Below are 21,162 nucleotides of genomic sequence, written 5' to 3' on the forward strand. Positions count from 1 at the left end.
AAAAAAACATTTATTATATCCAAACAAATGCTTGTTTAATCTGTTTAGAGAGAGATAAAAAAGAATGCTATGACTCAAAACTCTTTTTTCCCCTTTTTCCCCACCAACATCTTTTAGGCATTAAAGGATTAAGTGTACAAGACCTTATCATACTACTTGATCGTGCAGATGCGTATGTTACCCTTTCTAAAAAAATTGATAAAACAAAATCTCTGTTATTTGGGTGTACCCAAATTAATCTCTTCTTTGAAGCTTCTACGCGAACACAATCTTCCTTCGAATTAGCCGGAAAACGGTTAGGAGCAGATGTGATAAGTATAGCCATTGGCAATTCATCTGTAAAAAAAGGAGAAACATTGATTGACACAGCTACAACTCTCAATGCAATGAAACCAGATATACTCGTCATTCGCCATAGTAGTGCGGGAGCAGCCGCTTTGTTGGCACAAAAAGTGAATTGTTGTGTTATTAATGCAGGTGATGGTGCCCATGAGCATCCAACACAGGCTTTATTAGATGCTTTGACCATAAAAAAAACAAAAGGCCATATTGAAGGATTAACCGTTGCAATTTGTGGAGATATTTTACACTCACGTGTTGCGCGCTCCAATATCCTCAGTCTCAATGCTTTGGGAGCTCGGGTTCGTGCTATCGCTCCTTCAACACTCTTACCCACAGGAATCGCTGATATGAGCGTTGAGGTTTTTAACACAATGAAAGAAGGCCTTAAAGGTGCCGATGTCATTATGATGCTACGCTTACAACATGAACGTATGACAGGTTCCTTTATTCCCTCCATTCGTGAATATTTTCATTATTTTGGCTTACATAAAGAAAATTTAGCCTATGCTAAAAATGATTGCATTATTCTGCATCCTGGTCCAATAAACCGTGGTGTAGAGATCGCATCTGATATAGCAGATGGACCACAAAGTATGATTCATACACAAGTAGAAATGGGAATTGCTGTGCGTATGGCTGTCATGGAAGCTTTATTGGATTCACGCCTTCAGCCAAGTGGAGATAAAATATGACAAAGCCAATTGTCTTTCAAAACGCCCGCATTATTGATCCTTCACGCACAATCGACGAAATTGGCACAGTTATTGTTGAAAATGGACTAATTACAGCTGCTGGAAAAGAAGCCTTGAATCAGGGAATTCCAGATGGGGCAGAGATTATTAACGCACAAAATAAAGCAATTCTACCCGGACTTGTTGATGCTCGCGTTTTTGTTGGAGAACCAGGAAATGAACGCCTTGAAACAATTGCATCAGCAAGCCAATCAGCAGCAGCAGGTGGTATTACTTCCTTCCTTATGATGCCAGACACAAACCCAATTATTGATAACGTAGCACTTGTTAAATTCATTACACATATAGCTGAGAAAATGTCATCGGTTAATGTCTATCCTGTTGCTGCAATAACTCAGAGTTTTAACGGACAAGAAATAACTGAATTTGGTTTGTTAAAAGATGCAGGAGCAGTTGCTTTTAGTGAAGGGAAAAAAACACTTCAAAATTCATCTGTTATGCGTCGTGCAATGACTTACGCACGTGACTTCGATGTTCCATTGATGCACGAAACGCAAGATAAGGACCTTACAGGAAAAGGTGTTATCAATGAAGGTCTACTAGCGAATTGGCTTGGTCTTTCTGGCATTCCTCGCGAAGCAGAAGTCATCCCACTTGAAAGAGATTTGCGCTTAGCCGCATTAACAAAAACACGCTATCATGCTGCACAAATATCGACAAAACTATCTGCCGATGCACTTCGTTTAGGAAAGCAACAAAATGAGAAGATTTCAGCCGGCGTATCTATTAATCACTTGTCTCTTAATGAAAATGATATTGGTGAATATCGTACTGCTTTCCGTCTTATGCCCCCGCTACGTACAGAAGAAGATCGTATAGCGATGATTGAAGCAATAAAAGATGGAACAGTCGATATTATCGTCTCTTCCCATGATCCCCAGAGTATTGACAAAAAACGTTTACCATTTAACGATGCGGCCGCAGGCGCCATTGGTATGGAAACCTTATTGAGTGCCGCTTTACGCCTTTACCATGATGAAAGTATATCCCTTCTACGATTAACGGAACTTTTATCAACCACACCTGCAAAACTCTTTGGACTTAATGCAGGAACACTCAAAAAAGGTGTTCATGCAGACCTTATTTTGGTTGATCTTGAGGAGCCATGGGTCGTTTCTACAGAGAGGCTGTATTCACGCTCAAAAAATACACCTTTTGAGAATGCACGCTTCCAAGGACGTGTTGTTCAAACTTTTGTTAAAGGACAATCAATTTTTAAACGTCATGAGATTGTTGATGAATAAAATAGAAATGCTTTTTCAGTTCACTCCATGGTTTATCTTTCTGATATCCTATTTCATTGGTTCTATTCCATTTGGTCTTATTTTTATGCGAATGGCCAAGCTTGGTGATATAAGGAAAATCGGTTCTGGAAATATTGGAGCTACAAATGTTTTACGAACAGGAAATAAAAAAGTTGCTGCTCTCACGCTTCTTTGTGATATGTTGAAAGGAACCATTGTTATTCTTGTTATAAAATTTTTAAATAATCCAATAGAAAATGATGTTGTTATTTTTCTTACTGGTTTTTTTGCTTTTTTGGGGCATCTTTTCCCTGTTTGGCTTAGATTTAAAGGTGGTAAAGGCGTTGCTACTTATCTAGGAGTTTGTTTAGGAATTTATTGGCCAGCGGCAATTGTTTTCATTATTGTATGGATAGTATTTTTTTTTCTCACACGTTATTCTTCATTATCTGCACTTATGGCTGTTATTATTACTCCAGTATTTGGTTATTTTTCTTATCCTTCTCTCTATGCGAATTGTATGTTGATTGCAATGAGCATATTGGTGATTATAAAACATCATACAAATATCACTAGATTGTTCGCTGGGAAAGAAAGCAAGATTGGTATGAAAAACAAGAATGAATAAAGGAATTCTACTCACTGACCGTCAACGTCTAAATTGGTTGCGGTTGTTACGCAGTGAAAATATCGGAGCAGTAAGTTTTCGTAATCTCATTGATCATTATAAAACAGCAGAAAATGCTCTAATAGCACTTCCTGAGCTTAGTAAAAAAGGTGGTCTTTCTACATCTATTCGAATCACAACGATAGAAGATGCAGAAAAAGAAATGGAAGCAGCTGAAAGATTAGGTATTCGGTTTATAGGTGTAGGAGAGCCAGATTATCCAGCCTTTCTTAAAGTGATGGAAGCATCACCCCCTCTTATTGCTGTAAAAGGCAATATTTCGGTTTTTAAGAAACCTTCTGTTGGAATTGTTGGATCTCGAAATGCCTCAGCAGCCGGCAAAAAGCTCACCGCTCAATTTGCACATTTTCTTGGAAATGCTGGCTTTACAACAATTTCTGGATTAGCGCGTGGCATTGATAGTATTGCACATCAAGCAAGTCTATTAACAGGCACAGTTGCAGTAATGGCTGGTGGGATTGATCACATCTATCCTCCTGAAAACAAAAAGTTACACGAAGATATTGTTGCTAATGGTGGAGTAATTATTAGTGAAATGCCTATTGCTTGGAAACCACGCGCCATTGATTTTCCAAGAAGAAATCGTATTATTGCAGGTCTATCACTCGGACTGTTAGTTGTAGAAGCTGCATTGCGATCAGGGTCTTTAATTACCGCACGCCAAGCTGCTGAAATGGGACGTTTGACTTTTGCCATTCCTGGTTCTCCACTTGATCCAAGATCTGTTGGTACAAACAACCTTATCAAGGATGGGGCGCAACTTACCACCCATCCTTCCGATATCATAGAAACGCTTGCACCATTAACAACACCATCCCCAAATTCTCAACTCAACTTTTTTGAAGAAGGAGAAGCAGTCTCCTTACAATTTGAAAAAAGCAAGTTTTATGAATCTGATGCAAAAGACAACAATCCTTCTTCTCTTGAAAATGACGCAGAACGTGCGGCTGTTCTTTCCGTCCTTTCAATAACACCAATTGACTTAGATACACTAAGTACCCATTCAGGCGTTCCACTCCCAAACCTCTACCTCTTACTGGTGGAGCTTGAGCTTGCTGGAAAGCTTATTCGACACTCTGGTGGTTATGTGTCATTGTCGAATTTTGATCTTCTCCAAGAGTCTCAGCACTATTAATAATGCTTTGCCCCTCTTTGGCGACCATATCCAAAAGCAGTGCTAAAAGCGGACTGTGCGCTTGACGAGCCATTTGATTCATTTGTTTTGACATATCTGTAATATATTGGATAACTTTTAAGTGATTTATAAACATAATCCTCTATCCTTGAGCATTTCCCCTCCTACTTCTCAACAGATGTTCTCTTAGTATTCTGCCATATGTTTTGTGTTAACAGTGGAAAAATAAATCGTGCAACTCCATATAGGGTGTATTTAAATAATAACAATTACAAGTTGTACAATATTAATGTTTTTTGTATGACAAATGTTTTTTTATGTGCTCTTGATCAATTGTCGTTGGCTATTCGTATGAAAGAGAGTTATAAAAAAGTCTTTTATTTTAACATTCGGGTAAAATTATGGATATTGTTATCGTTGAATCTCCAGCAAAAGCAAAAACAATCAATAAATATCTCGGATCTCAATACAAAGTAGTCGCATCATTTGGACATGTTCGTGATTTACCCGCAAAAGATGGTTCTGTTCTACCTGATCAAGATTTTTCTATGAAATGGGATATAGATTCTGCTGCTACTAAACGTTTGAATGAAATAGCAAAAGCAGTCAAAGAAGCCGATAGCCTCATCTTAGCAACGGACCCTGATCGTGAAGGGGAAGCTATTTCTTGGCACATTCTGGATATTCTTCGTCAAAAAAAAGTTTTAAAAGATAAACCTGTAAAACGCGTTGTGTTCAATGCCATCACCAAAAAATCTGTGCTTGATGCTATGAACAATCCACGTGATATTGATACATCACTTGTAGATGCCTACCTTGCACGTCGTGCTCTTGATTATCTTGTAGGTTTTACACTCTCACCTGTTTTATGGCGTAAACTTCCCGGTGCACGTTCAGCTGGTCGTGTTCAATCCGTTGCTTTACGTATTATTTGTGACCGTGAATCAGAAATAGAGCATTTTGTCAAAGAAGATTATTGGTCCATTACAACAAACTTAAAAACCATCCGAAATGATAGTTTTCAAGCAAGATTAACAATGTTTAATCAAAAAAAGATTGGTAAACTCGACATTCAATCTCAAGAGCAAGCAGATCAAATTCGCCTTATATTGGAGGAAGCAAAATATCGTATACTTAGTGTTGAAGCAAAACCCACAAAGAGAAATCCTTCTCCTCCGTTTACAACATCCACTTTACAGCAAGCAGCTTCTTCAAAGCTAGGATTTTCAGCCTCTCGCACCATGCAAACTGCTCAAAAACTCTATGAAGGTATTGAAATTAATGGTGAAATGGCTGGACTTATTACCTATATGCGTACCGATGGTGTGCAAATAGCACCGGAAGCAATTGATTCAGCACGAAAAGTCATTCATGAATCCTTTGGTAGTGACTATGTTCCTGAAAAACCGCGCTTTTATTCAACAAAAGCAAAGAATGCACAGGAAGCACATGAAGCTATACGCCCAACAGATTTTCAACGTATTCCCAGTCAAGTACGGAATTTTCTCGATGGTGATCAAGCAAAGCTTTATGAACTGATATGGAAGCGCGCTATTGCCAGCCAAATGCGTTCTGCTGAAATTGAACGCACAACTGTTGAAATTGAAGCACAGCAAGAGAAAAATCGTGCCAATCTACGTGCAACAGGTTCTGTTATTCGTTTTGATGGCTTTATTTCTGTCTATACTGACCAAAGAGAAGAGGAAAACAATGAGGAAAATGAAACAACACGTTTGCCAAAAGTAAATTCTGGTGAAACGCTTACAAAAGAAAAAGTTGAATCTATACAACATACCACAGAGCCACCTCCCCGTTATTCTGAAGCTTCCTTAATTAAAAAGCTTGAAGAATTAGGAATTGGGCGTCCTTCAACTTATGCATCGACATTGGCTACACTTTGCGATCGTGGATATATTGTAATTGATAAACGAAAGCTTATTCCTGATGCTAAAGGACGTATTGTTACAGCCTTTCTTGAAAATTTTTTTAATCGCTATGTAGAATATGGTTTCACAGCTGATCTTGAGGAAAAGCTGGATCTTATATCGGATGGAAAACTTTTTTGGAAAGATGTAATGCGCGATTTTTGGGATGGGTTTAACGCATCTATTACCAATACCAAAGAACTACGTATCACCAATGTCCTTGACGTTTTAAACGTGACATTAGCGCCTCTCGCTTTCCCTGTACGTGAAGATGGAAGTGATATCCGCTCTTGTCCTCTCTGTACAAACGGTCGATTGTCCTTAAAACTTGGGCGTTATGGTGCATTTGTTGGCTGTTCTAATTATCCCGAATGCAAATACACACACCAACTTGGAACAGATACAGGAGAAGAGAATGAAGCCATGCGTAATGATGAACCTGTTATACTTGGTGTCGACCCTAAAACAGGAAAAGAGATCTCTCTTCGCAATGGTCGTTTTGGCCCCTATATTCAACTTGGTGAAAGCAAAGAAGTGAAGCGTGCAGGACTACCAAAGGAGTGGCAAACAGCAAATATAACTCTTGATAAAGCTTTGGCCTTACTATCACTTCCCCGTGAAATTGGAACACATCCTGAAACAGGTAAAATAATTACAGCCACAATTGGACGTTATGGTCCTTACCTTAGTCATGATAGCAAATCAGCCCCCCTTCTTCATGCAGATGAAGTTTTTGATATTGGCATCAATCGTGCTGTTACAGTGCTTGCCGAAAAACAAGAAAATAAAAAAACGCGAAACAGAACAGCATCCGCAACCCTTGCAACATTAGGAGATCACCCAGATGGAGGAACTGTAACTATACGCGATGGGCGTTATGGTCCGTATGTTAATTGGGGTAAAATTAATGCAACATTGCCAAAAGATAAAGAACCAATTAGTGTAACACTTTCAGAAGCATTAGAACTTATATCGGCTAAAGCATCTAGTAAAAAAATAACCGGTAAAGCTTCCAGTAAAAAAGTGACCACCAAAAGAGCTCCTTCCAAAAGAAAAGAAACATAAATTTTGGCTAAAGATGAAAAAAAACAAAATATTTCCAATCAGTGAATATGGAACAACTGCCTAACAAAGCGGAAATACTTTCTTTTATCTATGAAAATCCTGATCGATCAAGTAAACGTGAAATCGCTAAAGCATTTAACTTGAAAGGCAATTCTCGTATCTGGTTAAGGGATATATTGCGTGAGCTAAAGGACCAAAACCACATATCAAAACAGTATAGAAGGGCAATCAAAAAAGCAAAATTACCGCCGGTTGTTTTAGTCAAAATTAGTGGGCGAGATGAAGATGGCAATTTTATTGCACAACCTCTTGAATGGGAAGGGGATCCAAAACCAAATATTGAAATACGCCCTTTTCATCCTATAAAAGGGGCGAGCATTGGTGTTGGAGACCATATTCTTGTAAAAATTTTTCGAAATAAAACTCCTCAAAACATTCCTTATACAGGACGAATCATTCGTAAAATTGATATATCTCCAAGAAGCACATTTGGAGTGGTACAAAAATTAAACACTAACCAATGGCGACTAGAACCTATAGATCGCAAAACAAACGAATTGATTCTTGATATCTCTGACTTATCTTCAAAAATGAAGATAGAATCTGGAGATCTTGTTGAAATTGAAATTAAAAAAAATACTGGTTATGGACTAAAAAGCGCACAAATAAAGAATGTTTTAGGACATATTGGTAGTGAAAAAACACTGTCAATGATTGCTCTTCTTTCAAAAGGAATTCCTTATATTTTTCCTGAAGATGTTTTGGAGCAAGTGAAAAATATAAAACCTGCCAGCATAGAAAATCGCGAAGATTGGCGGCAATTACCTTTAGTTACAATTGATCCACCAGATGCCAAAGACCATGATGATGCCGTTTATGCAACAAAAGATAAAGATCCCGCAAATAGTGGCGGTTGGATTATTATCGTCGCAATTGCAGATGTTTCTTACTATATAAAAACAGGAAGTGCTTTAGATAAAGAAGCATTAAAACGAGGAAACTCTGTTTATTTTCCTGATCGTGTTGTACCAATGTTGCCAGAACGCATTTCTAATGATTTATGTTCTCTACGTGAAGGAAAAGAAAGACCTGCTTTAGCCGTTCGCATGATTTTTGATGCAAATGGCAAAAAACGAAAACATAGTTTTCATCGTATTATGGTGCGTGTAGTAGCTAAACTTTCTTATCAAGAAGTACAACAAGCCATTGAAGGAAAAATAAATGAAAAAAGTGCTCCTCTTATCAAGAGTGTTTTGCAGCCCTTATGGCAAGCTTATGAGTGTCTCAAAATTGCACGCAATCGTCGACAGCCACTAGAATTAGAAATAGCAGAAAAAAAGATTATTCTTGATCAAAATGGAGGCATCAAAAATGTGGTAAGCGAACCACATCTAGAAGCACATCGTTTGATTGAAGAATTCATGATACAAGCGAATATTGCAGCTTCTGAAACATTAAAAGAACATCATCAGCCCTTCATCTATCGTATCCATGACAAGCCCTCTCTTGCAAAACAAGAAGTTCTGCGAACTTTTCTTCAAAGTTTTGGGATAGCACTCTCTCGAAGTTCAGAGCTTACATCAGCACGCTTTAATGGCATTTTAGCAAAAGTTATGAATAGTCAGCAACAAGAATTGATCAATCAGGTTATTTTACGCGCACAATCTCAAGCAGAATATAATCCTAAAAATATCGGCCATTTTGGTTTGAATTTACATAACTATACACATTTTACATCACCAATCCGTCGTTATGCGGATCTTATTATTCATCGTGCACTCATTAAATCTCTAAAATTAGGAAATGACCAATTAACCGAAAAACAAGAACAAAATCTTGCAGAGATTGCTACAGAAATTTCTTTATATGAGCGCCGCGCAATGACGGCTGAAAGAGAAACCATAGATCGACTTGTCGCTCACTATTTAACGAATAAAATCGGGCATACTTTTACAGGTCGTGTTTCTGGCGTTACCAAAGCAGGACTTTTTATTTCGCTTGATAAATTTAATACAGACGGTTTCGTACATATTTCTACACTTAAAAATGATTATTATTATTTTGATGAAATACGACATATTCTTGTAGGAAAGCACAGCCACAATGGCTATCAATTAAGTGATATCGTAGAGGTAAAACTTATAACAGTACAACCTTTTGCCGGTGCGTTATGCTTTGAGCTGTTAACACAACCTCGACCACTAGCCTTTTCATCTAAATTTTATTATAAAAGCAAATTCATAACAAAAAAACAAAAACACGCTTTTTATAGAAAAAAGAATCTTCAATAAGACCAAAAAATATTATTATAATTTTTTATCTCATAAAATCAAATATTAATAATTAGGAAGATCTCTACTAATATAGCTATTATCATAATAAAAAAATTGAATCCTTACAATAATTCTTTGCGTGTAATCGTAGAAGCAATTACAATTATTGGTACAGTTTAAATAGCCTCGAAAATGGGACAACAACTTGTTTCACTTCTCATGAAAGAAAAAGGTATTTCAATTTCCCCCCCCCTGTAGATTTGGTTATTTTAAAATTTATATTACATTTCACTATGACAGTTCTGTTTATTCTGTAGAGTTTTGGATAAACAGTTATACTCCACCTAAAAAGCGTGGTTTAATACTTTCCATTTATGCTATGCAGGAACACGAGGATTTATACATTGGATGAAATGAAAATAAATCTGCACAATTTATGACAACATTCGCACTGGGTAATATTTTCTTCTTGTGAGTTGCGCTCTCTTAGGTTTTGTTGAAACTTTTATGATATCATGAATAACAAAACAGCAATGTTTTTTGATATTTGCTCTCTTTCTTCTTAGAAGTGTATCTTTCGGTCTTTATACAATTTGACTCACACACCTAGATGCACATTTTAAAGAACATGAACTTGCTCACGCTAATTTTGCTTTCACTTTTTGTTATGAAATCAAATACGTATTGGACAAGCTTTTATTGCTCAAAACATGGATGTCTTCAAACTCTTTGATTTTTAACCGCTACGATTTATTTTTTGGCTTATATGTGATTTTGATGTTTGTATAACTTATAAGGAAATTAATCTGCTCTTGACTTTTTTTATAACTTCCTTAGTGTTGCCGCAAAATTTAATTACATTAAAAATAGATTTTGATAACAAAATGATGTTGTTTTCGATAAAAATAGGAAACTTAAATTATGGCTAAGGCAGCAACTATTAAGATCAAGCTTCTGTCAACTGCAGATACTGGCTTTTTCTATGTAACAAGAAAAAACAGTCGTACAATGACAGATAAAATGAGCAAGCGTAAATATGATCCAGTCGTAAAAAAACATGTCGAATTTAAAGAAACAAAAATTAAATAACAGGTCATATCATTTGACTCACATGGTGGTTTTACAAACTAGAAAAATGTGAGTTTTTACTTTTCAAATTTTTTTGTTTTTTAGTAAAAAAGACAATCTATTTATAATTTGTGCGTTGTTTATAGAATGGAGTGATTTGTTTTTTAATTGTTTATCTAAATTATGGTCATAAAACTTGTTGCAATAGTGTATGTGACCTATTTTAATATGTAAAATAATTGCATATAATGAAGCTTTCCCCATGATAATGGGGGGTATGAGGGGAATAGAAGTTTTTTACAAAAATTATAAGTAATTTTCGCTAAATTGAACGTATTATAGTAGTATTTCTTTTAATTTCATGAAAAATTTTTTTCTCTATTTAAATCAAAAAAGTTTTAATCTAAAAATTATTGGCTTTGCTATTTTCATTGTGATTGCCATTGTAACGGTTTGCTTTAAATACACCCAAACATCCCCTCAAAAAGGAGATCTTTCTTCTAAAACAATGATAAAAGGGCATGCATCAATTATTGATGGTGACTCAATCATAATTTCTTCTGTTATGATTCGTCTTATAGGAATTGATGCTCCTGAACTCCAGCAATTTTGTGGTAAAAATGAAACTCGTTATCCATGTGGGCTCGAAGCAAAAAAATATTTAAAAGAACTCATAGCAAATGAGCCTGTTACGTGTTATTGGAATAAAAAAGATAAATATCATCGTGTTCTTGCAACATGTAAAACAAAACAAATCAGTAATATCAATGCAACGCTTGTACGTAACGGTTGGGCTGTAAGCTATTATGACGATTATACTAAAGAAGAGCGAGAAGCAAAAGAGAAAAAAAAGGAATGTGGCAATCACACTTCCAACGTCCAAGAGAATGGAGAAAAGCACATCCTCGAACAGAGTAGAAAATATTCTTTAATTTTCTTTGCCAATGAAAAAACCATACCGTAGCCAAATTATCGAACTTGAAAAAAAAATTTATTCGTGTCGTGTTTGCAGCCAACAGCCACTTTATCTTCCTCCTCTTTCTCATGAAGCAAAACCTGTAGTTTATTTATCCAATACAGCTTTGATTGCAATCGCAGGACAAGCACCAGGGTTGCGTGTTCATGAAACTTCTATCCCTTTTAATGACCGTTCTGGTAAAAGATTGCGTGATTGGCTAAATGTCACGGAAGAAGAATTTTATAATAGATCTCTCTTTGCTATTGTTCCTATGGGATTTTGTTTTCCAGGCTATGATAAAAATAATTCTGATTTGCCGCCAAGACGTGAATGTCGAGAAATATGGCATGAAAAAATATTTCAAGCAATGCCACAAATAAAGCTGGTACTTGCTATTGGAAGTTATGCGCAAAAGTGGCATATTATAGGATTAAAACATAAAACTGTTTCAGCAACCGTCAAAGATTGGAGGAATATTCTTTCCATACATCAACCTAGAGGTTATAATGTCATGCCTTTACCTCATCCGTCATGGCGAAATACTTTTTGGTTACAGAAAAATCCATGGTTTAACGATGAGCTTGTTGTATATCTGCGCAGTTTAGTGCGTAAATTTTTATAAACTGAATATTGAGAAAAAATATGGATCGTCTTGATCGTAAAATTTTACATCTTTTACAAGAAAATGCTACACTTTCTGTTGCTGATATTGCTAAAAAAGTTGGGCTTTCAACCACTCCTTGCTGGCGCAGAATTCAAAAACTTGAAGAAGATGGTGTTATTCAACGTCGTGTTGCCGTTCTTTCCCCAGAAAAAGTAAATGCTCATCTTACTGTATTTGTTTCTATCCGCACCAATACACACAGCCATGAATGGTTTAAGCGTTTTTCAAAAATTGTTCAAGAATTCCGCGAAGTCATTGAATTCTATCGAATGAGTGGAGATATTGATTATTTATTGCGTATTGTTGTTCCCAATATTGAAGCTTATGATCTTTTTTATAAGAAATTAATTGCTAAAATTGATATCTGTGACGTTTCATCTTCTTTTGCAATGGAACAAATTAAATATACAACAGAACTTCCACTCAATTATATAAAATTGCAAGACAAAACGAGCGAATAAAATTCTTAAAACTTTCTAACATATTATTATCGCTTTAAGCGATTAAGTTTTCTTGCTCAAAAAGCGCCATTTGTGCATGTGTTAAAACAGCAGCTTTGACGATACCAGCTGCAATAGCTGCTCCTGCTCCTTCACCAAGGCGTATTTGTAGATCTAAAATTGGTTCTTTATCAATCTTTTTTAAAAGTTTACGATGTGCTTTCTCAGATGAAACATGTCCAACAAGGATATGATCAAGTGCTCTTGGATGCATTTTATAAAGAATTGCAGCTGCTGCTGTTGTTACAAAACCATCTAAGATAACCGGCACTTTTTCCATTCTTGCTGCCAAAATAGCACCAACCATAGCAGCAATTTCACGGCCTCCAAGGCGTCGCATTATTTCAAAGGGATCATGAAAATGATCTTTATGTAAAGAAATTGCTGTCTTAACGGCGGCTATTTTACGCTGATAAAATTCTCCCTCCGAGCCCATACCGCTTCCTGTCCATTCCTCAACATCACCACCAAACAACGCTAAACACAAAGCTGAAGCGATCGCTGTATTTCCAATACCCATTTCACCAATACATAAGAGATCTGTTCCACCAGCAATGGATTCCATCCCAAATGCCATTGTAGCTGCTGCACTACGCTCATCCATTGCTGCATCTTTGGTAATATTTATTGTGGGGTATTCTAGTGCTAAATCAAATATCTTCAATCCAAGATCATAAGCTATGCAAATTTGATTAATAGCAGCACCACCAGTTGCAAAATTTTCCACCATCTTTTGTGTCATAGATTGCGGAAATGGTGTAATATTTTCTTCTGTAATCCCATGATTACCAGAAAAAATAGCAACTAAAGGCCGTTTTACAGTAGGCTTCTCTGCTCCTCTCCATCCTGCATACCAAACTGCAATATCTCCTAACTTTCCTAAAGCTCCTTGAGCTTTTGTTAATTTTTCTTGCCGTCTTTTTGCCAAAGTTATAGAAAATGCATCAGCAGTAGGTAAATTTGCGAGTAAAGCGCGAAAATCATCAAATGGACTAACAGTCATGAAGATACCTTATTAAAATCTATAATGTTTCATGAGAATCTCGTCATATATACAAGATATGAATAGTTTGTTGGCTTTTTTAAAAAGTATTTTTAAAATATTAGATATTGTTTGCTAAATTATTTTGTACTTTAATTTTCTAACAAAGTGGTTATTTTAGGTAGCTGGCCAATTATAAAAAATCATCAATATATTTTTAATATTATTTTCTTAAAATATTTTCATCATTGAATAACATATGATGAGCATATTGTTTAACATGGTGCATCTATCTTTTTAACAAAGAGGATGGCTTGCTGAAGTTAATAATCTGGATTTTTTTTAGATCTTTATAAAAAAGAAAAACTTCTTAAAAATTTAAACTTTAACAGAGATTAATCTATAAATTATTTTTAAATGAGGGCAGAAAAAGCTTCTTTCAAAACGTGCACACCCGCATTAGCTTTTATTGCATCATTTGATAATATTTGCCGCCATTGACGTGCCCCGTCTCGGCCATGAAATAAACCAATCATGTGACGCGTTACATGAGAAAGCCGCCCTCCTAATGCAATATGCCGAGCAGCATAATCACACATGACCTCAATAAGCTCACTATCACTCAGTCCACTCTGCGGTTCACCATATATTTCAAAATCAATATGCTTTAACAACATCGGATCATGATACACTTGTCGACCAACCATAGTAGCATCACACAAAATTAAATGCTCTTTTATTTCATCAATCAATTTAATTCCACCATTTATCCCAATGAATTTATGAGAATATTTACGTTTTAATTTATAAACTCTTTCATAATTAAGTGGAGGAATATTACGATTTTCTTTCGGACTTAATCCTTTCAACCATGCTTTGCGTGCATGAACCCAGAATGCATCACACCCAGCATTCCAAACTTGATCAGCAAAAAGATCTAAAGTTAATTCTTCATCCTGCTCATCCACACCAACACGACATTTGACGGTAACAGGTATGCTAACCACTTTTTTCATCGCTTCCACAGCACTTGCCACAATATCAGGATGCAACATCAAACAAGCACCGAATACACCCGCTTGAACACGATTTGATGGGCAACCAACATTAAGATTTATTTCATCATAACCAAATTCTTCAGCAATTTGCGCAGCCTCTGCTAATTTTTGGGGATCTGCTCCCCCTAATTGCAATGCAATTGGATGTTCTTTATCATTTAAAGCCAACATTTGTTCGCGAACACCATGGATTACAGCATCAGCGACAATCATTTCGGTATAAAGAAGTGCCTTTTTTGTTAGAAGACGATACAAAAATCTACAATGCCGATCTGTCCAGCCCAACATTGGAGCAACTGCAAATTTTATTGATGATGGAGGACCATATAATATCATAAAAAATTACTTTCTCATTTCCATTAAGCGCCTCTCATTCATAATACAAAATCTCTATCTTCTTTTACCTACAGAAAATTTTATTCTCTTTCTCCGTTTTTTTCAATTGATCTAAAATTTATCAAAATCATATAAAATAAGCATAATGTATTTCTTCTAATACACTGATTTTCATATATTATATCCATATAGCTGATAAGCAGAAATCTTTACACGAGTTGCATCATTATAATTTGTTTTCCTTTAATATTTTTCAATTTTTGCACAAAAAAATGCGGTTTAAGATACTTATGCATCCTCATCCTAAAGAGAAAGAAAGGCTTCTTCTCTATACATTTTCTAATCAGATTAGCTCTTTATCAAATTGCTTTTTCCTACTAGCCATTCTTATGTATTTTATTTTGTAAAATTTACAGGCAAGTTTTGTTCTGAAACTTTCACTTAGCTTTAGTATTTTATATTTAAGTAATGTAAAAGAAAACAAATAGACAAGAATTCTCTTTTTATATATATAAATGTTTTTTATATCACTATCTTCAAAGAGAATGTTTAGAGGATTACAGATAAACTTTACAGTAAATTGATATTATTATAAATCTTGTTTGATCTCTTTTTGACTTTGCATATAGGCAGAAAGAGCATTAATTTCTTTCTTATTAAAAAAAAGCCCAAGTTTTGAACGGCGCCATAACACATCTTCACATGTTTTAGCCCATTCCTTTTCCAATAACCATTTAACTTCTATTTCGTAGAGCCCATGCCCAAAATCTTTTCCTTTATCTGCTTTACCATTTGCAAATATCACTAGTGCCTCAGAACCATAAGACCGTACAAGTCTGCGGTATGTAAAAGCATCTAAATCTGGAATTAAAAGAGCGATTTTATTTTCGATTATATCTAGCCTATTATATGGAAAATCACCCCCTGGAAGCGTTGAGTTTTCTGTCCAAGGGGCTCTCTTTTTTCCAAGTGCTTTTTCAACAAATTTCATCGCATCTTCTGCCAATTTGCGATAAGTTGTAATCTTGCCGCCATAAAGATTAAGAATCCGTGGCACACTTTCTGATCCCATTTCTTTCAAAACGTAATCACGTGTGATTTCTTGCGCTTTTGAAGTTCCATCATCATAAAGCGGACGAACTCCAGAATAAGTCCAGACAATATTTTCACGCAATACGGGTTGTATGAAATACTGACTTGCTGCTGAACAGATATAGTCAATTTCTGCATCTGTAATATGAACATGGGCAGGATCTCCCTGGTAATCACAATCTGTTGTTCCAAGCAATGTAAACTCTTCTTGATACGGAATGGAAAATATAATACGCCCATCGCTGTTTTGAAAAATATAAGCACGATTATGGGCATATAGCTTAGGAACCAGAATATGAGACCCTCTAACAAGTCGTATGGGTGGACTCTCTTTACAGTCTAATACATTTGCCAGAATATGATTAATCCAAGGCCCCGTCATATTCGCAACATAAAGAGCCGTAACACAATATTCTTTTCCGCTTAATTTATTTCGGAGCATTATAAGCCATTTTTTTTCTTTTCTTTTTAAAGAGAGAACTTCTGTCCGTACTTTTATATGGGCACCATATTTTTCTGCATCACGAGCATTAGCAATGACTAGACGCGCATCATCTACTCTTGCATCAGAATATTCAAAACCTTTTTGATACTCTTCCTTAAGTGTAGAGCAAAAATTTTTTGAAAAATTAACCGTTTTACTGCGCCACAGTTTTTGATTCCAGTTCCCTAGATAATCATAAATGAAAAGTCCAAAACGTAACATCCAAGCAGGACGTAAATTTTTATGATAAGGGAGAAGAAAACGCAAAGGACGCACAATGTGGGGAGCCATACGCCAAATGATCTCACGTTCTTTTAACGCTTCTCGAACCAATCTGAATTCATAGTGTTCAAGATAACGAAGACCGCCGTGAATAAGCTTTGTCGATGCACTTGATGTCCCCGAGGCAAGATCATTCATTTCCGCCAATCCCACTTTAAATCCGCGTCCAGATGCATCTCTCGCTAGTCCACATCCGTTTATCCCTCCACCAATGATAAACAGGTCATAATGCGTTGTGGTTTTCATAATTTTACTTTTCATCATTAAATTTAATTTGTTCTACTGTGATCAATAAAGCAACAGTAAAAAGTCAATAAAAATACTCCCAGTTAGATTATCGCCGTGCTTTTTTCCACAATAAAAAATATGCATCAAAAAAATTATGATACTATCATAGATGCAAATAACATTTTATAAAACAGAGAGAAAATTCTCCACCATTAAAGAACACAATTATAGCAAATATGCATTATATAATATTTTCTTAGAGAAAAAATTTATGTTTTCCTGCAACCTACTGGATGTAGACTATAGTTAAATGTTTTATTGCACATAAGAAATAGTTTTCATATAGTTTACCCAACATAACAATAGAAATATGAAGGCATATAAATGATCCATCAGTCTCAACACTCAAAAGTAACATTCATTATAAAATTTTTAACAACGATTATGTTGGGAATTTTAACCTTTTCATTTTCTTCATCAAACGCACAGTCAAATACCAAAACAGCAAACTATTTAAGTATAGAAAAACTTAAAATACAACTTTTAGAAGATCCTACTTTTTTATCTGAACTCAAAAAAAAGATTGTACCACCCATTGATGATTATGATCTTCAAAGGATTGTAAGAGACTATTTACTCACTCATCCGGAAATTATGATAGAAATGCAGTTAGTTCTTCAAGAAAAGTTGGAAAAGAAAAGTGAACAAAAAGCTCAAAAACAAGCCTTAATTATCAATTTGTTGAAACAGGGAATTTTCCACTCCCCTTACGATGCTGTTTTAGGAAATCCAAATGGTAAAAAAGTGTTGGTTAGTTTCTTTGATTACAATTGTGGCTATTGTAAAATGTCCTATCCGTACATAGAAAACTTAATTAAAAAACACTCAGACCTCCGAGTGATTATAAAAGATTTACCAATCTTAGGATCTGATTCTATAGCGGCGCACACTGTTTCTTATGCTTTTCGCAAACAATTTCCAGAAAAATACCTTCAGTTTCATAAAGCTCTTTTAGCGAGTAAAAGCCGCATAAATGAAGCTAAAGCCATAAAAATAGCAATTTCATTAGGAGTAGATGAAAAAAAACTACGCAATGCAATAAAAGATCCTAATCTTAGAAATTTCTTCAAAGAGAATATTCAAGTTGCTTCTCAACTCAATATTACAGGAACACCTTCTTATATCATTGGTGATAAAGTATTGACCGGAGTGGATCAAGATATTTTGGAAGAAGCTTTGGAAAATATACAATAAATATCTTTTCCTGACCTCATCAATTTTGCGCAGAATCCCGTAAATGAAATAATTTTACGCTTTCTCTTTTTTGATAACAGGTTTATAAATACAATCTCGCATAGTGGATAATGATTTTAAATTGCAAAGTATAATTCTAAAAAAGTAAAAGGCTTTTTTAAAAAGCTCATAAAGGTCATTCCTAGTCTAAAAATATTCAGGGCATAAAAATTAAATAATGACGACCTTCATTGATCAAGGAGTTAGAAATAAAATGACAACAAAAAAAGTAGATGCGGCAAAACATACCGCAATTAATACAAAAATTATCCGTGACCTTGCTGAAATTTTAAATGATACAAATTTAACGAACATTGAACTTGAACAAGGTGAACTTCGTATTTGTGTGTCACGTCAAAATATCTCTGTTACTCCTAAACAAGCAGTTTATGCCCCCATTTCTCCTACTGTTGCTATATCTTCTTCCCCTGCCCTAACAACTGCAACTTCTATACAAGAAGATAAATCAAAAAATGCGATAACATCTCCAATGGTTGGAACAGCTTATCTTGCACCTTCGCCAGGTGCACAACCTTTTGTAGAAATAGGACAAAATGTCATAGAAGGACAAACTTTGCTTATCATTGAAGCAATGAAAACAATGAATCAAATTCCATCACCACGCTCAGGTAAGGTAAGCACTATTCTTGTTAAAGATGGCCAACCCGTTGAGTTTGGTGAACCACTTATTGTCGTTGAATGAGGTGAGGGGTAGCTATGATTCAAAAAATTCTTACCGCCAATCGGGGAGAAATTGCTCTTCGTGTTTTGCGAGCTTGTAAAGAACTAGGTATAAAAACGGTAGCCGTTCACTCCACTGCCGATGCTGATGCAATGCATGTTCGATTAGCTGACGAAAGTGTTTGCATTGGCCCTCCCCCAGCACGCGATTCTTATTTAAGTATCCATCAAATTATTGCTGCATGCGAGATTACAGGAGCTGATGCTGTTCATCCAGGATATGGTTTCCTTTCTGAAAATGCCAAATTTGCAGATGTTTTAGAAGCCCATAATATTACCTTCATTGGTCCAACGGCGACACATATCCGAACCATGGGCGATAAAATCGAAGCAAAAAAAACTGCTAAAACACTTGGAATTCCTGTTGTTCCTGGTTCAGATGGTGCTGTCAGTGAAGAAACAGATGCTTTGCGCATCGCCCATGAAATTGGTTATCCAGTTATTATTAAGGCTTCTGCTGGTGGTGGTGGGCGCGGTATGAGAGTTGTTCATTCTGAACAAGAGTTTGCCATAGCTCTCAAAACGACTCGTTCTGAAGCAAAGGCCGCTTTTGGTGATGATGCAGTTTATATTGAAAAATATTTGGAAAAGCCCCGTCATATTGAAATTCAAATTATAGGTGATGGTATAGGAAATGCCATTCATTTAGGAGAACGCGATTGTTCTCTTCAACGGCGTCATCAAAAAATATGGGAAGAAGCAACATCACCTGCACTTAATGAAACTGAACGAAAAAAAATTGGTAATATTGTTGCAAATGCCTGTGCACAACTTGGATATCGTGGAGCGGGTACCGTTGAGTTTCTTTATGAGGATGGTGAATTCTATTTTATTGAAATGAATACACGTTTACAAGTAGAGCATCCTGTAACTGAAGCAATTACAGGTATAGATTTAGTTCATGAACAAATTTATATTGCATCAGGTAACAAACTTTCGATTGCACAAGAGGATATCTGCTTTTCTGGTCACGCTATAGAATGTCGTATTAATGCAGAAGATCCTCTTACCTTTACACCATCACCGGGAATTATTACACATTTTCATACACCTGGAGGTTTAGGAATTCGTGTTGATTCAGGTGCTTATTCAGGTTATCGAATTCCTCCTTATTATGATAGCATGATTGGCAAACTGATTGTTCATGGACGAACTCGTTTGGAATGCATGATGCGTTTACGGCGTGCTTTGGATGAATTTGTAGTTGATGGAGTCAAAACCACATTGCCTCTTTTTCGTGATCTCATTAACAATAAAGAGATTGCAGACGGTAACTATAATATTCACTGGCTAGAAAAATATCTTTCCCAGCAACCAACTTCTTCAGATTTATAACCCGATAACAGAGTGATAAACTTTCTTTTTTATTCATATAACATATTAATATTATATATCTTTTTTAAGGTGAGGGATGCGTAAATAAAAGTAAGGGAATAAGATTTTTAACATTTCTCTACGACAGTAGCATTTTCTTTTCTTTGCGCTTCACTAATCATCTCTAATAATTTTTTGAATGCTTCTAAATCCTCTTATGAAAGATTATGTAAATTTCTAACAAATATGCCAACAATTTCACGACTCAACGGATTAGAAGGCTTTATTGTGAACCGGTATAGACTTTCTGCCAATCTCAGCAGAAGATAAAAATGATACAGATATGTCTAACTTCTTAGCCATATCTAAGAGGCGTTTGGAGTCATCAATACGAAGTTTATGTAAAATTTTACCAAAAGATGTAAGCATCAAAAAAGACCCGTTAGAGAAGAAACATTTCTTCTGATTCTAACAAATCTTTTTATGATTTTCCTCAATTATTACGAATCAAAAGTTCTTTTTAAAAGGCATAATCTGTTATTATCAACGTAAGCACGAATAAGATCACGTAAAATTTGAGATGCTGGACGGTGTTTTTTTTCAGCTATAGCCATAAACACGCTTTTTAAATTTATATTTACTTTAGCTACTATAAGTTCACTTTTTATACCCATATATTGCCTCTTCTGCTAGTGCCTTTGCTTCTCCAGATTTCGTTAACGCTTCTAAAGCTTGGGA

Annotated in this window: 16 protein-coding genes and 3 pseudogenes; 13 read left to right on the forward strand and 6 right to left on the reverse strand. The window is 35.6% G+C overall.

Annotated elements, in window-relative coordinates; genetic code table 11:
- Positions 1-69 precede the first annotated feature (69 nt).
- From QWU_RS09305 to dprA, 4 genes and pseudogenes are all read left to right on the forward strand, one after another.
- Positions 70-1,034 (forward strand): annotated as a pseudogene (locus tag QWU_RS09305) (aspartate carbamoyltransferase catalytic subunit).
- Entirely contained in the window at positions 1,031-2,338 is a 1,308-nt protein-coding gene (locus QWU_RS06560) for a dihydroorotase (protein WP_006589621.1), read from the forward strand. The pseudogene QWU_RS09305 and the gene QWU_RS06560 overlap by 4 nt, the downstream one beginning before the upstream one ends.
- Positions 2,331-2,966, forward strand: coding sequence for a glycerol-3-phosphate 1-O-acyltransferase PlsY (plsY, locus tag QWU_RS06565; protein WP_006589620.1), 636 nt, complete (start codon positions 2,331-2,333; stop codon positions 2,964-2,966). Before QWU_RS06560 ends, plsY begins: the two co-directional genes overlap by 8 nt.
- On the forward strand, positions 2,959-4,161 hold the full coding sequence (dprA, locus tag QWU_RS06570) for a DNA-processing protein DprA (RefSeq protein WP_017196440.1): 1,203 nt from the start codon (positions 2,959-2,961) through the stop codon (positions 4,159-4,161). The genes plsY and dprA overlap by 8 nt, the downstream gene beginning before the upstream one ends.
- Here dprA and QWU_RS10385 read toward each other — a convergent pair.
- Entirely contained in the window at positions 4,091-4,297 is a 207-nt protein-coding gene (locus tag QWU_RS10385; protein WP_006589618.1) for a hypothetical protein, read from the reverse strand. The genes dprA and QWU_RS10385 overlap by 71 nt on opposite strands.
- A gap of 265 nt (positions 4,298-4,562) precedes the next feature.
- Here QWU_RS10385 and topA point away from each other — a divergent pair, with 265 nt between their 5' ends.
- From topA to QWU_RS06600, 6 genes and pseudogenes are all read left to right on the forward strand, one after another.
- Entirely contained in the window at positions 4,563-7,151 is a 2,589-nt protein-coding gene (gene topA / locus QWU_RS06575) for a type I DNA topoisomerase (protein ID WP_017196441.1), read from the forward strand.
- 47 nt (positions 7,152-7,198) lie between these two features.
- Positions 7,199-9,442, forward strand: a complete 2,244-nt coding sequence (rnr, locus tag QWU_RS06580; protein ID WP_006589616.1) for a ribonuclease R — start codon at positions 7,199-7,201, stop codon at positions 9,440-9,442.
- Positions 9,443-10,345: 903 nt separating this feature from the next.
- Positions 10,346-10,513 (forward strand): 50S ribosomal protein L33, encoded by a 168-nt coding sequence (rpmG, locus tag QWU_RS06585; RefSeq protein ID WP_006589615.1) that lies wholly within the window; start codon positions 10,346-10,348, stop codon positions 10,511-10,513.
- A gap of 340 nt (positions 10,514-10,853) precedes the next feature.
- Positions 10,854-11,410: pseudogene (locus tag QWU_RS09310) on the forward strand (thermonuclease family protein).
- Positions 11,411-11,436: 26 nt separating this feature from the next.
- Complete coding sequence (locus tag QWU_RS06595; RefSeq protein WP_006589613.1) at positions 11,437-12,072, forward strand: uracil-DNA glycosylase family protein; 636 nt, start codon at positions 11,437-11,439, stop codon at positions 12,070-12,072.
- A 20-nt stretch (positions 12,073-12,092) separates the two neighbouring features.
- A complete protein-coding gene (locus tag QWU_RS06600; RefSeq protein WP_006589612.1) occupies positions 12,093-12,575 on the forward strand; it encodes an Lrp/AsnC family transcriptional regulator in 483 nt (160 codons plus the stop codon).
- Between the two features lie 34 nt (positions 12,576-12,609).
- On the opposite strand, the gene cobT is transcribed toward QWU_RS06600, so the two are convergent.
- The 3 genes from cobT to glpD form a co-directional block, all read right to left on the reverse strand.
- Positions 12,610-13,617, reverse strand: coding sequence for a nicotinate-nucleotide--dimethylbenzimidazole phosphoribosyltransferase (gene cobT / locus QWU_RS06605; protein ID WP_006589611.1), 1,008 nt, complete (start codon positions 13,615-13,617; stop codon positions 12,610-12,612).
- Between the two features lie 392 nt (positions 13,618-14,009).
- Positions 14,010-14,990, reverse strand: a complete 981-nt coding sequence (gene dusA / locus QWU_RS06610) for a tRNA dihydrouridine(20/20a) synthase DusA (protein ID WP_006589610.1) — start codon at positions 14,988-14,990, stop codon at positions 14,010-14,012.
- A 589-nt stretch (positions 14,991-15,579) separates the two neighbouring features.
- The gene (gene glpD, locus QWU_RS06615) at positions 15,580-17,112 is read right to left on the reverse strand and encodes a glycerol-3-phosphate dehydrogenase (protein ID WP_017196442.1); all 1,533 of its coding nucleotides are present in this window, start codon (positions 17,110-17,112) and stop codon (positions 15,580-15,582) included.
- A gap of 348 nt (positions 17,113-17,460) precedes the next feature.
- On the opposite strand from glpD, the gene QWU_RS06620 reads away from it, so the two are divergent.
- The 3 genes from QWU_RS06620 (at position 17,461) to accC (ending at position 20,445) form a co-directional block, all read left to right on the forward strand.
- Positions 17,461-18,330, forward strand: coding sequence for a DsbA family protein (locus tag QWU_RS06620; RefSeq protein WP_017196443.1), 870 nt, complete (start codon positions 17,461-17,463; stop codon positions 18,328-18,330).
- A 253-nt stretch (positions 18,331-18,583) separates the two neighbouring features.
- Positions 18,584-19,072: an acetyl-CoA carboxylase biotin carboxyl carrier protein gene (accB, locus tag QWU_RS06625; RefSeq protein ID WP_006589607.1), complete on the forward strand. Its 489-nt coding sequence runs from the start codon at positions 18,584-18,586 to the stop codon at positions 19,070-19,072.
- A 14-nt stretch (positions 19,073-19,086) separates the two neighbouring features.
- The gene (accC, locus tag QWU_RS06630; RefSeq protein ID WP_017196444.1) at positions 19,087-20,445 is read left to right on the forward strand and encodes an acetyl-CoA carboxylase biotin carboxylase subunit; all 1,359 of its coding nucleotides are present in this window, start codon (positions 19,087-19,089) and stop codon (positions 20,443-20,445) included.
- A gap of 107 nt (positions 20,446-20,552) precedes the next feature.
- Here accC and QWU_RS10390 read toward each other — a convergent pair.
- Positions 20,553-20,853, reverse strand: a pseudogene (locus QWU_RS10390) (XRE family transcriptional regulator).
- A gap of 71 nt (positions 20,854-20,924) precedes the next feature.
- Positions 20,925-21,098, reverse strand: a complete 174-nt coding sequence (locus tag QWU_RS10025; RefSeq protein WP_017196445.1) for a hypothetical protein — start codon at positions 21,096-21,098, stop codon at positions 20,925-20,927.
- Positions 21,099-21,162 lie beyond the last annotated feature (64 nt).

The sequence above is a fragment of the Bartonella birtlesii IBS 325 genome (assembly GCF_000273375.1).
Lineage (GTDB): Bacteria > Pseudomonadota > Alphaproteobacteria > Rhizobiales > Rhizobiaceae > Bartonella > Bartonella birtlesii.

Coding starts and splice junctions, on each gene's coding strand:
- rpmG (WP_006589615.1), top strand. CDS start 10,346: ATGGCTAAGGCAGCAACTATTAAGATCAAGCTTCTGTCAACTGCAGAT.
- plsY (WP_006589620.1), top strand. CDS start 2,331: ATGAATAAAATAGAAATGCTTTTTCAGTTCACTCCATGGTTTATCTTT.
- dprA (WP_017196440.1), top strand. CDS start 2,959: ATGAATAAAGGAATTCTACTCACTGACCGTCAACGTCTAAATTGGTTG.
- accC (WP_017196444.1), top strand. CDS start 19,087: ATGATTCAAAAAATTCTTACCGCCAATCGGGGAGAAATTGCTCTTCGT.
- QWU_RS06620 (WP_017196443.1), top strand. CDS start 17,461: ATGATCCATCAGTCTCAACACTCAAAAGTAACATTCATTATAAAATTT.
- topA (WP_017196441.1), top strand. CDS start 4,563: ATGGATATTGTTATCGTTGAATCTCCAGCAAAAGCAAAAACAATCAAT.
- QWU_RS06595 (WP_006589613.1), top strand. CDS start 11,437: ATGAAAAAACCATACCGTAGCCAAATTATCGAACTTGAAAAAAAAATT.
- cobT (WP_006589611.1), bottom strand. CDS start 13,617: ATGACTGTTAGTCCATTTGATGATTTTCGCGCTTTACTCGCAAATTTA.
- accB (WP_006589607.1), top strand. CDS start 18,584: ATGACAACAAAAAAAGTAGATGCGGCAAAACATACCGCAATTAATACA.
- QWU_RS10025 (WP_017196445.1), bottom strand. CDS start 21,098: ATGGGTATAAAAAGTGAACTTATAGTAGCTAAAGTAAATATAAATTTA.
- dusA (WP_006589610.1), bottom strand. CDS start 14,990: ATGATATTATATGGTCCTCCATCATCAATAAAATTTGCAGTTGCTCCA.
- QWU_RS06600 (WP_006589612.1), top strand. CDS start 12,093: ATGGATCGTCTTGATCGTAAAATTTTACATCTTTTACAAGAAAATGCT.
- rnr (WP_006589616.1), top strand. CDS start 7,199: ATGGAACAACTGCCTAACAAAGCGGAAATACTTTCTTTTATCTATGAA.
- QWU_RS06560 (WP_006589621.1), top strand. CDS start 1,031: ATGACAAAGCCAATTGTCTTTCAAAACGCCCGCATTATTGATCCTTCA.
- QWU_RS10385 (WP_006589618.1), bottom strand. CDS start 4,297: ATGTTTATAAATCACTTAAAAGTTATCCAATATATTACAGATATGTCA.
- glpD (WP_017196442.1), bottom strand. CDS start 17,112: ATGATGAAAAGTAAAATTATGAAAACCACAACGCATTATGACCTGTTT.